This window comes from Streptomyces sp. NPDC059861 (genome assembly GCF_042731435.1).
Classification (GTDB): Bacteria; Actinomycetota; Actinomycetes; order Streptomycetales; family Streptomycetaceae; genus Streptomyces.
This window is the reverse complement of record NZ_JBHWJQ010000018.1, coordinates 58153-71273: the sequence shown is the minus strand read 5'-3', so window position 1 is coordinate 71273 and position 13121 is coordinate 58153. Positions and strand designations below refer to the sequence as shown.

12 protein-coding genes and 1 pseudogene are annotated in these 13121 nt (G+C 72.4%); 4 read left to right on the top strand and 9 right to left on the bottom strand.

The annotated features are described in order from the left end of the window. Positions 1-2385 (bottom strand): FUSC family protein, encoded by a 2385-nt coding sequence (locus ACFV6X_RS17995; protein ID WP_385384321.1) that lies wholly within the window; start codon positions 2383-2385, stop codon positions 1-3. Then, entirely contained in the window at positions 2382-2540 is a 159-nt protein-coding gene (locus ACFV6X_RS17990; protein ID WP_385384318.1) for a hypothetical protein, read from the bottom strand. Before ACFV6X_RS17990 ends, ACFV6X_RS17995 begins: the two co-directional genes overlap by 4 nt. A 210-nt stretch (positions 2541-2750) precedes the next feature. Here ACFV6X_RS17990 and ACFV6X_RS17985 point away from each other — a divergent pair, with 210 nt between their 5' ends. Further along, complete coding sequence (locus tag ACFV6X_RS17985; protein ID WP_385384315.1) at positions 2751-3941, top strand: MFS transporter; 1191 nt, start codon at positions 2751-2753, stop codon at positions 3939-3941. A 61-nt stretch (positions 3942-4002) separates the two neighbouring features. On the opposite strand, the pseudogene ACFV6X_RS17980 reads toward ACFV6X_RS17985, so the two are convergent. Further along, positions 4003-4299: pseudogene (locus ACFV6X_RS17980) on the bottom strand (DUF664 domain-containing protein); the annotation flags it as partial. A gap of 63 nt (positions 4300-4362) precedes the next feature. Further along, positions 4363-5067 carry a TetR/AcrR family transcriptional regulator gene (locus ACFV6X_RS17975; protein ID WP_385384312.1) on the bottom strand — a complete coding sequence of 235 codons (705 nt, stop codon included), beginning with the start codon at positions 5065-5067 and terminating at the stop codon, positions 4363-4365. 56 nt (positions 5068-5123) lie between these two features. Here ACFV6X_RS17975 and ACFV6X_RS17970 point away from each other — a divergent pair, with 56 nt between their 5' ends. The 3 genes from ACFV6X_RS17970 (at position 5124) to ACFV6X_RS17960 (ending at position 8989) form a co-directional block, all read left to right on the top strand. Next, the gene (locus tag ACFV6X_RS17970) at positions 5124-6725 is read left to right on the top strand and encodes an FAD-binding oxidoreductase (protein WP_385384309.1); all 1602 of its coding nucleotides are present in this window, start codon (positions 5124-5126) and stop codon (positions 6723-6725) included. Positions 6726-7060: 335 nt separating this feature from the next. Next, positions 7061-7504 (top strand): VOC family protein, encoded by a 444-nt coding sequence (locus ACFV6X_RS17965; protein ID WP_385384306.1) that lies wholly within the window; start codon positions 7061-7063, stop codon positions 7502-7504. Between the two features lie 45 nt (positions 7505-7549). After that, on the top strand, positions 7550-8989 hold the full coding sequence (locus ACFV6X_RS17960) for a dihydrolipoyl dehydrogenase family protein (RefSeq protein ID WP_385384303.1): 1440 nt from the start codon (positions 7550-7552) through the stop codon (positions 8987-8989). A gap of 37 nt (positions 8990-9026) precedes the next feature. On the opposite strand, the gene ACFV6X_RS17955 is transcribed toward ACFV6X_RS17960, so the two are convergent. From ACFV6X_RS17955 to ACFV6X_RS17935, 5 genes are read right to left on the bottom strand one after another with little or no spacing between them, the layout of a single operon-like run. Beyond that, entirely contained in the window at positions 9027-9485 is a 459-nt protein-coding gene (locus ACFV6X_RS17955) for a carboxymuconolactone decarboxylase family protein (protein WP_385384300.1), read from the bottom strand. Next, positions 9482-10471, bottom strand: a complete 990-nt coding sequence (sigJ, locus tag ACFV6X_RS17950) for an RNA polymerase sigma factor SigJ (protein WP_385384494.1) — start codon at positions 10469-10471, stop codon at positions 9482-9484. Before sigJ ends, ACFV6X_RS17955 begins: the two co-directional genes overlap by 4 nt. A gap of 34 nt (positions 10472-10505) precedes the next feature. Beyond that, positions 10506-10826 (bottom strand): STAS domain-containing protein, encoded by a 321-nt coding sequence (locus ACFV6X_RS17945; RefSeq protein WP_385384298.1) that lies wholly within the window; start codon positions 10824-10826, stop codon positions 10506-10508. Further along, positions 10826-12190 (bottom strand): PP2C family protein-serine/threonine phosphatase, encoded by a 1365-nt coding sequence (locus ACFV6X_RS17940; protein ID WP_385384295.1) that lies wholly within the window; start codon positions 12188-12190, stop codon positions 10826-10828. Before ACFV6X_RS17940 ends, ACFV6X_RS17945 begins: the two co-directional genes overlap by 1 nt. Further along, on the bottom strand, positions 12190-12990 hold the full coding sequence (locus tag ACFV6X_RS17935) for an alpha/beta fold hydrolase (RefSeq protein ID WP_385384292.1): 801 nt from the start codon (positions 12988-12990) through the stop codon (positions 12190-12192). Before ACFV6X_RS17935 ends, ACFV6X_RS17940 begins: the two co-directional genes overlap by 1 nt. Positions 12991-13121: the final 131 nt, after the last annotated feature.

The window sequence follows — 13121 nt, the reverse complement described above, 5'->3', positions numbered from 1 at the left end:
CTAACGTCTGTCCCCGCCGGGGCGGGACGCGGATCCGGGGACGCCCGCAGCTGTCGTGCGGCGTTCCGCCTGGCGGACCGTCTCGGGCAGGTTGTCCTCGATGCGGGTGAGCTGAGCGGTGACGCTGCGCAGCCAGACGTCGAGGTCGACCAGCGCGGGCATCGGGGTCCGGTCCGGGTGCGGGGGCGCCGGCCGCGTCTCGTCCGGCTCGCAGAGAGCGGGTCTCGGCCCAGATGAGGCGGACCGGTCGTCGTCCGGCCACTTGGGGGGTGGCTGCGCCCCGTCCGCCTCCGGTCCGGTCCGGGTCGACCAGGCCGCGTCGAGCGGGGAGACCACCGTTCCCGGCTCCGGGGCGGACGGCCCGCCCCGCTCCCCCTCGGACAGGTCGCCGGCGCACAGGGCGGCGAGCCGGTCGGTGGTGTTCGCCAGTGCGCGGGCGCCGGCCCGTGCCTGGTCGGCGGCGTCTGCGGGCAAGGCCGTGGCGGGCAGGTCGACGCGAGGGAGCCACTGGGCGCCGAGCAGGATGTGGTGGGCGGTGATGAGTACGGCGTGCCAGTCGGCGTGGGCGGGCGTGCTGCCCCGCGGCTCGCTGCGGTACTGGGCGTAGGCGGACTCGGCGAGGCGCAGCCGGTGCAGGGTGGGGAGCGTCGGTGGAGCAGGGGTTGAGCCCGGTGGTACGGCGGTCAGCGTCGCGACGGTGCCTTTGATCAGCGGGCCGCATTCCCGCAGCAGCCCGGCCATGGTCCGGAGTACTTCCCGGCGGGCTCCGGACGGCCAGGCCAGCATGGCGCACAGCAGTCCGATGGCGCTGCCGGTCACGACGTCCACGATCCGGGCCGCGGCGATGTGCCAGGTCGCGGGGGCGATCTGGGCGAACGCGGTCGCCACCACGAGGGTGAACAGCCCCTGGGCCCAGGCGATCCCGAACAGCGGCCCGAGCGCGAAGGCGATGAGCATGCCCGGCGCGAGGAGCGCGGCGTAGGCCTCGGTGTGCTGGCCGAGGCCGATGAGCAGCGCGCCCGCCGCGACAGCGCCGACGAGATTGCCCGCGACGGCCTTGCGGATGGCGGTCCAGGTCTCTCCGACGGTGGTGCGGCTCAGCGTGAGTACCGCCAGCAGTACCCAGAAGCCGTGCGTCAGGTCGAGGGAACCGGCGACGAGCCGTGCGGCGGCGAGTGCCACGGCGATGCGCAGGGCGTTCTGGAACTGCACCGAGCGCAGCGTCATGTTGCCGACGATCCGGCGCGACCACAGGCAGGGGGTGGAGGACTGCGCGTACCAGAACAGCTCCCGTGGCTCGATGGGCGGGGTACGCCGCCCGTCGAGGGCGACCCGTACGGAGATCTCCAGGACCCGGACGGACTCGGCGACCGCCAGCAGTGCCGCCTGCCGGCGCAGCACCGGCACCGGCGGGACCTCGCACGCCGGCTCCGTCACCTGCCGGATGCGCAGTTGCTGGAAGCCGTCGATCGCCGCTTTCATCCGCTGCGAGCCGGGGGCGGCCCGGCCGGTCCGCAAGGCCGCGGCCGTCTCGTGGCACAAGGTCGCCACCTGTGGCAGCAGCGACCCGGACGCCACGTCACAACGGTCCTCGCCGTCCTTGCCGTCGACATCCGCATCAGGGTCCGCAGCCGCACCGGTGCCGTCCCGGACGAGCGGGCGCAGTTCGCCTGACTCGGTCAGATGGGCCAGTTGTTCGAGCAGCCGGCGCGTGGCGGACCCCGCCTGGGCCAGGCCGCGGGCGGCGCGACCCGGGCCGGCGGGGCGTTCCGCCGGCGGGGCGTCGGACAGCCGCAGCCGCGCGCCGGCGTCCCGCAGTTCGGTGGGGGAGAGGTGGCCGCGTCCGACGATGGTGTCGCCCGCCGTCACGAGGGCGCGCGCGAGTGTCTCCCGGTAGGTCGGTACGGGGGGCTGCGGCAGCAGGAACAGCTCGCACAGCGCCAGCACCACCACGCCATAGGTGAGCCCGGCCAGCCGTAGCCACAGGGTCTCGGGTTCGTACGGCGGGAAGCAGGCCAGGATGTAGAAGAGCTGGAGCCCTGGCGCCGCTCCGGCCGGCCGGGGCCCCGCGATCGCGGCGAAGGCGAGCAGGAAGCCCACGACGAGCATCCCGACCACCGCCGCCCAGGTCTGCACCGCCAGCACGGTCCCCAGGGCCACCAGCAGCAGGCCCACCGGCAGCGCCTTGAGCATCACCTCGGCGCGCTGCCGCCCGGATCCGGGGATCGAGGACAGCAGACCGAGGGAGATCGGCGCGAACAGCGCGTACAGCGCCACGACCGGGTCGTCGAGCCCGTACAGGAAGGGGTAGAAGCCGGCGGCGGCGGAGAGCGACACCCGCACCGAGCGGCGCAGGATCTCCGTCCGCTCCGTTCCGCCCTTCATGGCAGACGCCCGTCATGGCGCGTGTGCGGGCCGAGCGGTGGCGCACCGAGGAGGAGCGCGAGCCGGTGACGTACGGCCTCCGAGAAGGCGCTGATGATCACGGCGACCGCGATGAAAGCTGCTCTGCGCGCGGCCGGCGAAGACTCAGCGCGCATGAGCACGCTCCTCTCGGGCGGCGCCGCGGTGTCTTGGACGGGTGGACAGGCGACCCGCTCACCATTGTCGGCCGCCCCCGAACGGACCGCAGCCCGGCGCCCCCGGGCCCGGCAACGCGTGATGCCCGCCTGTGGGCATGACCATGACTTGGCGTCGGGAGGGCGTGCCGTGCGGACGGTTCCGGTGTCCGGGCAGTTACCGTCGGCGACATGGACGGCGTTCGCCGAGGATGGCGTGAGTGTGTGCTCGCTGGGGCGGTGTTCGCCGTGTGCATGGCCGGCACCACGCTGCCGACCCCCTTGTATCCCCTCTATCAGGAGAAGTTCGGGTTCTCCGAGTTCACGGTGACCGTCGTGTACGCCGTGTACGCCTTCGGGGTCATCGGCGTACTGCTGCTGGTGGGCAACGCCTCGGACGCCGTGGGCCGACGTGTCGTCGTGCTGTGGGGTCTGGGATTCGCGGCGGCGAGCGCCGTGTGCTTCCTGTGCGCCACGGAACTGGGCTGGCTGTATGCGGGACGGTTGCTGTCGGGAGTGTCGGCGGGGCTGTTCACCGGGGCCGCCACGGCGTACGTGATGGAGCTGGCACCGCACGGCGGCGCCTCACGCGCCACGTTCGTGGCGACGGCGGCCAACATGGGCGGGCTGGGCTGCGGCCCGCTGCTCGCCGGAGTGCTGGCGGAGTACGCCGCCTGGCCCCTCTACCTGCCGTTCGTCGTGCACCTCGCGCTGGTGGCCGCCTCGGTCGCCGTCCTGCTGCGCCTTCCGGAGACCGTACGGGAACGGATGCCGCTGAGGACGGTACGGCCCCATAGGCCCGCTCTGCCCGCGCAGGTACGGGCGGTGTTCGGGCCCGCGGCCACCGCCTCGTTCGTGGGGTTCGCGCTGTTCGGGGTCTTCACGTCGGTCAGCCCCGCGTTCCTGGCCGAGTCCCTGGACATGCAGAATCACGCCGTGAGCGGGCTGGTCGTCGCACTGGCCTTCTTCGCCTCGACGGGCGGGCAACTGGCCGTCGGCCCGATCGGGGTGCGGCGATCACTGCCGCTGGGCTGCGCCGGACTCCTCGCCGGACTGGCGCTGCTCGCGGGAGCGCTGTACTGGGACCTGTTGGCGCTGGTGGTGCTGAGCGCGCTCGTCGGCGGAGCCGGGCAGGGGCTGACGTTCCGCGCGGCGCTGGCCTCGGTGTCCCACGCGTCTCCGGCGGACCGGCACGCGGCGGTGATCTCCACGCTGTTCGTGGTGGCCTACGCGGGCATCTCGGTGCCGGTGATCGGCGTGGGGGCACTGACGGGACCGATCGGCCTGGAGGGCGCGGGGCTGGTGTTCATCGGCTGCATGGCCGTACTCGTATCGTCTGCCGCCGCCTATCTGTTGCGGCGGCCGGTGCCGGAGGAGGCGTGAGCGGTGTGGCGCCGCCGGTCGTCGGGCGGCGCCCGGTGGTGCGTGTGCTGCCGGTCGCCTGCTGGCCCACCCGGCCGTCCACGCACTCGCGCAGCAGATCGCCGTGCCCACAGTGGCGGGCGTACTCCTCGATGCGGTGAACCCACAGCTCACGCACCGCCGTACCGTCCTTGCCCACCCGCGTGCCCAGATCCGCGTACTCGAGCAACGCCGCGTCGGTCGCCGCCTGTTCGCGAGCGAGGTCGGCGAACGCGCCCTCCACCAGCGCCTGTTCCGCCACGGCGCCCTCGAAGCCGGCGTCCCGGGCGCCGTACAGCTTCGGTTCCGGGTCCTCCGGGCGAATCCAGTCGCGCCGGTCCATCGCTCGGGCTTGTCGCTCATCGTGCTCACGATGCTGAGCGGCGGCCTGGCACGCGAGCGATCAATCAGGCGTACCGAGAGCGTCCCGAGCCGCTGCGAACAGGCGGGCGCAGCGCTCCGTCATCGCCTCCACGGACTCCTCGGGATGGGTGATCCACCAGCGGACAAGCGCCGTGGCCACGCCCTGCCAGGCGTGGCGCAGGGCATCGGCGTCCAGCGCGTCGAAGGAATCGGCCGCCAGCAGGACGTCGGCGGTGCCACGTGCCGCACACGCGTCGACGGCGGCCCGGTAGCGCCGCGCGCGGCGGGCGGCCTCGCTGTCGGCCGGCAGGGAGGTGTCGTAGAGGACGAACCATGCCTCCCGTTGTCCCTCCAGCGCGGTGAAGAGGCCGTGCAGGACCCGCAGCGGTGTCGGCGGCGCGGACTCGCCGCTCTTGTCCGCGGCAGCCTCGGGCCCGGGGCTGCGCACACCGGTGACCGCCCGCTCGGGGACGCGCGCGCCGGTCGTGTCCTCCATGGCGGCGCGGATGGCCGACAGGATCCGGTCGCCGACCGGGACCAGGCAGGCGAGGTACAGGTCCTGCTTGGCCCCGAAGTACTGGTGCAGCAGCGTCTTGGTGACACCGACGCGAGCCGCGACCGCCGCGAGCGAGGTGCCCTCGTAACCACGGCGGCCGAACTCCTCCGTGGCCGCGGCGAGGATCTGCTGCTCGCGCCGGGCCCGTGGAACGCCTTTGGTGCCCGCCCGGGGTGAGGGGGTTGCCATGGGAGAAATTTACCACTAGGTAATTTACCTTCAGGTAAGTTCGATGAAGGAGCCCCATGTCCGAGAACGCGGCGCGCACCCCCCGGAACCGCTCCTGGTGGGGATGGGGGTGGGCCGACGCCCACCCTGACGACGCCGAATGCGTCGCGCTGAGCGCCCTCGTGCCCGGCACCCTGGCGCGGCCCCTGCCCCTGCCCGAGGTGGCCGACCTGCACATCGGCAGCCCCACCGCCGAAGCGCCGCGCAGTCTCACGCACTTGGTGACGTACGACCCCGAGGTGCGCGCCGCCCACGCCATGGGCAAGGCCTACCGCGACGTCGCGCGCGCCCTGCGTGGCCGGCCGGGCCGGATCCCCGACCTGGTCGCCCGTCCGGCCCGTGACCAGGACGTGGCCGACCTGCTGGAGTGGGCCGGTGAGCGGCAGGTGGCCGTCGTCCCCTACGGCGGCGGCTCGTCGGTCGTCGGCGGCGTGGAGTACCGGGGCGAGGTCCACCGCGCGGTGCTGTCGCTGGACCTGACCGCCATGGACCGGGTCCTGGAGATCGACACCCACAGCCGCGCCGCTCGTGTCCAGGCGGGCGTCCTCGGCCCCGGGCTGGAAAACCAACTCCGGCCGCACGGGCTGACGTTGCGCCACTTCCCGCAGAGTTTCGAGTTCTCCACCCTCGGCGGCTGGCTGGCCACCCGGGCGGGCGGGCACTACGCCACCGGCCGGACCCACATCGACGACTTCACGCAGTCCCTCCGCGTGGTCACCCCCGCCGGCACCAGCACCTCCTGGCGGCTTCCCGCATCTGGAGCGGGCCCCTCGCCGGACCGTCTGTTCCTCGGGTCCGAGGGCACCCTGGGCGTGATCACCGAGGCGTGGATGCGGGTGCAGGAACGCCCCCGGCACAAGGCCTCCGCCTCGGTGTCCTTCACCGACTTCCACGCCGCGCTCCCCGCGGTGCGCGCCCTCGCCCAGTCCGACCTCGCGCCCGCCAACTGCCGGCTGCTCGACGCCGGCGAGGCCGCTCTCTCCGGCGCGGCCCGGGACGGCTCCGCCGTGCTGGTCCTCGGTTTCGAGTCGTCTACCGGCCCCGTGGAAGACCGCCTCGCCGAGGCCGTGGAGGCGGCCCGCGCCCACGGCGGCCGGACCGAGGCGGACGCCTCCGGCCGGGGCGCATCCACCGACGGGGCGGTCGGCGCCTGGCGCTCCGCCTTCCTGCGCATGCCCTACCTGCGGGACGGGCTCGCGCGGATGGGCGCCGTCACGGAGACCTTCGAGACGGCCACCACGTGGGACCGGCTGCCCGCACTGATCGACGCCGTCCGCACGGAGGTCGGCGCCGCCGCACACAAGGCGACGGGGCACCCCGCGATCGTCAACTGCCGTCTCACGCACGTCTATCCCGATGGCGCGGCTCCCTACTTCACCGTGATCTGCGGGGGGCGGCCCGGCGACGAGGTGGCCGTCTGGGACGACCTGAAGGCCGTCGCGGGCGAGGTCCTTCACCGCCACCGCGCCACCATCACCCACCACCATGCCGTGGGCCGTGACCACCGCCCCCAGTACGACCTCCAGCGCCCCGAGCCCTTCGCCCAGGCCCTGCGAGCCGTGAAGCGCACCCTGGACCCCGGCGGAATCCTCAACCCGGGCGTGCTCCTGGACGGTTGAGCGCACAGGCGGCACCTTCGCCCCGGTCCGCCCACGGATCATTCGCGGTGGCCCTTCGCCGGAAGGCACCCGGCGATACATGTTGCTACGCTCGAAATGGCCTGATCGAGCGAATGGCGCTTCGCCGTGGGAGCCTCCGGCCGAGCGCTCGACAAGGGCGGCCGCGCAGCTCCGGCGCGCCGCGCCGCGGAGATCCGTCGCGGCAAGACCTGGATCGATGATCGCTCTCGCGCTCCCGAGCAGCTCATCGAAAGTCGGAGCGGTGGTGCGCCTCCACAGGGAGACGCAGGGGAGTTGCCGGGCTCGGGCTGGTGCTCAGGGAAGGTGATGACCAGATGGATCTCAAGTTCGAAGTCGTCGTACTGCCCGTCTCCGACGTCGACCGCGCCAAGGCCTTCTACGAGGGCCTGGGCTTTCGTCTGGACGTCGACCACTCGGACGACGAGGGCTTCCGGGTGGTGCATCTGACGCCCCCCGGATCGCAGTGCTCGATCCTCTTCGGCAACCGGGTGTCGAACGCGGCGCCGGGCTCGGTCGAAGGGCTGCATCTGATCGTCGACGACATCGAGGCGGCCCGGGCCGAACTCCTCGAACGGGGAGCCGACATGAGTGAGGTGTTCCACGACGCCGGCGGTGTCTTCCACCACGCCGGGGAGGAGGGGCGGGTCGGCGGCCCCGAGCCCGAGCGCGCGAGCTACAGCTCGTTCGCCTCGTTCAGCGACCCGGACGGCAACGGCTGGGTGCTCCAGGAAGTCACGACCCGGCTTCCCGGGCGGTGACCCGACCGGCGCCGCGAAAGCGGCGACACAGAGGCAGGAGCAGCAGTGGACGACACCTCCCGTACCTACGACGTCATCGTCATCGGCGCGGGTCCCGTCGGTGAGAACGTGGCCGACAGGACCAAGGCGGCCGGGCTCAGCACAGTGATCGTGGAGAGCGAGCTGCTCGGTGGCGAGTGTTCCTACTGGGCGTGCGAGCCCAGCAAGGCGCTGCTCCGGCCGGTGCTGGCGCGTGCGGACGCGCGCCGCGTACCGGGGCTGAGGAAGGTGGTGGCGGGGCCGCTGGACGTGCCGGCGGTCCTGGCTCACCGCGACGACATCGTCTTCCACTGGCAGGACGACGACCAGGTCGCATGGCTGAACTCGGTCTCCGTCGACATCGTGCGGGGCCACGGCCGCCTCGACGGCCCCCGCCAGGTCGTGGTGACCTCCCCAGACGGCGGCACCGTGCGCCTCACCGCACGCCACGTGGTCGCCGTCTGCACCGGCACCCGCGCCGCACTGCCGGACCTTCCCGGTCTGGACGAGGTACGGGTGTGGACCAGCCGCGAGGCCACCGGCGCCGCCGCCGTACCGGGGCGTCTCGTCGTGGTCGGCGGTGGCGTCGTGGCCGTCGAGATGGCCACCGCCTGGCGTGCGCTCGGCGCCGAGGTGACCCAGCTGGTCCGGGGCGAGGTCCTGCTCCCGGGCAGGGAGCCGTTCGCCGGGGAGCTGGTCGCGGAGGGGCTGCGCGAGGCGGGCGTGGACGTCCGCTTCGGGACCTCCGTCACGTCCGTCACGCGGGAGGACGGACCCGACGGCGAGGCCCGCGTCATCCTGGCCGACGGCGAGCAACTGGTCGCCGACGAGATCCTGTTCGCGATCGGCCGCGCGCCCCGTACGCACGACCTCGGCCTGGAGACCATCGGCCTCAGCCCCGGCGACTGGCTGAAGGCCGACGACACCTGCCGGGTCGGCGCCGTCGACGACGGCTGGCTCTACGCCGTCGGCGACGTCAACCACCGCGCCCTTCTGACGCACCAGGGCAAGTACCAGGCCAGGATCGCGGGCGCCGTGATCGGAGCCCGCGTCCACGGCGAACCGCTCGACGAGACCAAGTGGGGCGCCCACGTCACGACCGCCGACAGCGAGGCCGTACCCCAGGTGGTCTTCTCCGACCCCGAGGTCGCGCACGTCGGCGTGACCGCGCGGGAGGCGGAGCGCGCCGGGCGCCGGACCCAGGTGGTGGACAACGACTTCCTGAGCGTGGCGGGCGCCGTCCAGTACGCGGAGGGCTTCCGTGGCAAGGCCCGCATGGTGGTCGACCTGGACCGCGGCACGGTGATCGGTGTCACCTTCGTGGGACCCGGCGTCGCGGAACTGCTCCAGTCCGCGACCGTCGCGGTCGTCGGCGAGGTACCGGTCGAACGGCTGTGGCACGCCGTTCCGCCCTTCCCGACGATCAGCGAGGTGTGGCTGCGCCTGCTGGAGGCGTATCGCGGGTAGGGCGGTCGGCCTGGTCCGAAGGCCTACGGTGTCGAGGTCAGCTCCGGACGGGGTACCGGCTGGTGACCGCGACGCGGTTGAAGGCGTTCATCACCGTCGCAAGCCAGGCCACCGCCGAGATCTGCTCCGCCGTGAGGACGTCCGCGGCGGCGTCGTAGTCCTCGTCGCTCACCTGTCCGTCGGACACGCCCGTGATCGACTCGGTCAGCCGCAGGGCCGCGCGGTCGGTGTCGGAGAAGTAGCCGGTCTCCGCCCACGCGGGCAGCACGGCGATCCGGTCGGGGTTCTCGCCCTTCTTCAGCGCGTCGCGCGTGTGCATCCGCAGGCAGAAGGCGCAGCCGTTGATCTGGGAGGCACGGATCTTCAGCAGCTCGACCAGAAGCGGGTCGAGACCCGCCGCGGCGGCGGCGCTCTCCACCTCCGCGGACAGGGCCAGGAGAGTCTTGTAGGGGGCGGGGTGCTGCTTGCCGATGTTCACGCGCTGGGTGTCGGTCATGGTTCCTTCGCTTCACTGGTGTGGCCCACGCCGCGGTACGCATCGCGGGCGGCGTTCTCACCAGGGAGACGAGGCAGCCCCGCCGGGTGTGACGGTCGGACGGAGGCATGTTTTTCCGGGTTGAGCACCCTGCGGTACGCCGTGATGAGGCCGCCCGTGATCTGCGCCGTGTCGATGGAGTGGACGCGGCCCTCCCGGCGGAACACGAGCGCGAGCTCGCCGCCGACCTCGACGACGTCGACGCGGTCCGGGCGCCACTGACGCACCAGGCGCACCATCACCCCGGCGATCCGCTCAGCGCCGTGGATGGGCTTGCGCGCCGCGAAGACCTTGCCCCCGCCGTCGGTGACGAAGACGGCGTCGGGGTGCAGGAGCCTGACCAGACCGGCGAGATCACCGGCCTCATAGGCCGCCCGGAACGCCGCCAGCACCCGCTCACGCTCCGCCTTCGGCGCCTGCGGCGCGGACTCCTTCGCCTTGGCCACCCGCCGCCGCGCCCGCGAGGCGAGCTGCCGGGCACCGGGTGCGGAGACGTCCAGCACTTCCGCGATGCCGGCGAACTCGAGGCCGAAGACGTCGTGCAGGACGAAGGCCACCCGTTCCGGCGGGCTCAGCTCCTCCATGATCAGAAGCATCGCCGAGCTGACCGACTCGTCGACGAGGACCGGCTCGGCCGCGTCCGGCCCTGTCAGCAGTGGTTCCGGAAGCCAGGGCCCGACATAGGTCTCCCGGCGCACGCGAGCACTCCTGAGGATGTCGTACGACCGCCGCGCCGCCACCGTCACCAGCCAGGCCCGCAGGTCGTCGACCTCGCGCAGATCCGCTCCGGCCGCCCGCAGCCATACGTCCTGGGTCACGTCCTCGGCATCGGCCACACTGCCCAGCAGCCGGTAGGCCACGCCGAAGACCGCGGGGCGGTGCGTCTCCCACTCGGTTCCGAGCAGATCCTCCTGCTGGAACCGGTCAGGTGCGCGCCCGTCACCCATGTGCATCGCATCCTCCTCGGCTTGCGGATCCAGCCTAGCCGTCGGGGTGGATGGTGAAGACCTGGTCGAGGCCGACGATGGTCAGGACACGCAGGGTGTTGGCGGGGACGGCCGCCAGGACGATGTCGGCTCCCGCGGCGACGGCGTGCTGGCGGGCGGCGAGAAAGGCGGTGATGCCGCTGGAGTCGCAGAACGTCAGTCCCGCCAGGTCGATGACCAGGCGCTGGCCCGGTTGCAGGGCCAGGGATGCGACTCGTTGCCGAAGGGCCACGGCATGAGTGTGGTCGAGGTCGCCGGCGACCGCTATGACGGGTCCGGTGGCGGTGGCGCGTTCGGTGATGTTCAGCGGGTTCATCAATGGTGACTCGTTGCCGGTCGGGGATGCGGACGGGGGGCGGGAACGCCGAGGGCGAGCAGGGCGGTGTCGTCGTCGAGGCCGTCGCCGAAGCTGTCCAGCAGCCCCGTCAGCGCGGTGACGGCTTCCTGGGGACTGGCGGGAGCGTGGGCGGCGGCGAAGGCGTGCAGGGCGTCTTCGCCGTACAGGCTGTCACGGGTGGGTCCGGTACGTGCCTCGGTCAGACCGTCGGTGTACAGCAGCAGGGTGTCGCCCGGCCCGAGCGTGGTCCCGGCGGTGGCGAACGGCGCGCTGGGCAGGACACCGACGAGCAGGCCGCCTGGAGTGGCGAGGAACTCGACCTCGCCCGTGGAGCGCAGGACCAGGGCCGGGGGATGGCCGCCCGAGGCGACGCGCACCCCGGGGCGGCCGGTGCCTGTACCGGTGCCGGTGCCGGTGCCGGTGCCGGTGTCGATGATGCCGAAGACGGCGGTGCAGTAGCGGGGGTCACCGCCGGCCGTGTACCGCTCGTGCAGAACGGCGTTGAGCGTGGCCAGTGCGGCGGCCGGCTCGGGGTCGTGCAGAGCGGCGGCGCGCAGCGTGTAGCGGGTCAGCGACGTCAGCGCGGCGGCCTCGGGCCCCTTGCCGCACACGTCGCCGAGGAAGAAACCCCAGCGGGTGCCGTCGATGGGGAACAGGTCGTAGAAGTCGCCACCGAGCTGGTCGGCGGAGGCGGTGTGGTAGTAGACCGCCGTCTCCATGCCGGGCACGGTCGGCAACGAGGTCGGCAGCAACGACCGTTGCAGCACGGCCAGCGCGTCGGCAAGCCGCGCCCGGTCGGCCTCGGCCTGCCGGCGTGCTTCTTCCGCCTCCGCCCGCGCCCGCTCGGCCTCGGCCCGCGCCTGTTCGGCCTGCTGCTTGCGGCGCAGGAGTTCGGCCTCGTAGGCGCGGCGGTCCGTGGCGTCGAAGACGGTGGTGCGGATCAGCAGCGGTTCCCCTTCGCTGCTCTGCTTGGTCACGGAGGAGACCAGCACCGGCAGCCGGCCACCGTCGGCGACCTTCATGTCCAGCGCGATACCGGTGATCTCGCCCTGCATCCGGAGCAGGGGTGCGAAGTGCGTCTCGTGGTAGAGCCTGCCGCCGACGGTCAGCAGGTCGGTGAAGCGCAGCCGGCCCACCACCGCCTTCCGTTCCAGGCCGAGCCAGTCCAGCAACCTGGTGTTGATCTTGGCGATGGTGCCGTCCATCAGCGTCGACAGATACCCGCACGGCGCGGACTCGTACAGTTCCTCGGCGCTGTCCTCCATCAGCGAGGTGAACACCGCGCTGATGTCCGTCTCGTCCCCGGTCCCGGACGCATCGGGGTCCTGACCTGCCCGGCTCATCACAGGGACTTGAGGAAGTCGAGGATCGCGTCGGCGGTGGACCCCGGCGCGCTCAGCTGCGGACAGTGCCCGGTGGCGTCGAGGGTCACCAGGCTCGAGGAGGGGATCGCCGCGTGCACGTACGCGCCGACCTCGCGCGGGGCGATGACGTCCTCGGCGCACTCCAGCACCAGCGTCGGCACTCGCACGCCCGTCAGGTCCTGGCGGCTGTCGGACAGGAACGTGGTCCGCGCGAAGACGCGCGCGATGTCCGGGTCGGTCGTGCAGAAGCTGTCGGTCAGCTCCTGCCCGAGCTCGGGTCGCTCGGGGTTGCCCATGATGACCGGGGCCATCGCGGAGGACCAGCCCAGATAGTTCGACTCCAGCGACGCCAGCAACTCGTCGATGTCCTCGGCGGTGAACCCGCCGCGGTAGCCGTCGTCGTCGATGTAGCGGGGCGAGGGCGCCACCATCACCAGCGCCCCGATCCGCTCCGGCGCCGCCTCGGCGGCCAGCACGCCGACCATGGCACTGACCGAGTGCCCCACGAACACCGCCCGCCGAAGACCCAGCGCGTCGCAGACGTCCACCACGTCCTGGGCGTAGCCCTCCAGTGACGCGTAGCGCTCCTCGTCCCAGGCGGACGGGTCAGAGCCTCCCGAGCCGACGTAGTCGAAAAGAACTACCCGAAAGTGGTCAGCCAGGGCGGGAACGATGAGGCGCCACATGTTCTGGTCACAGCCGAAACCGTGCGCCAGCACCACGACCGGGCCGTCCGGGCGGCCGGTCACCACGACGTTGTTCCTGCTGAGGATGTCCATACCGATCATCCTGCCATCCGAACGGGACCGGCCCGGACGGTGGTCATGTCAACGGGTGTGGTGATATGGCCTGGTGACTTGTTGAACAGCTCACGGGACCGGTAGGGATGCCGCGGTCCGCGATGTCCTGG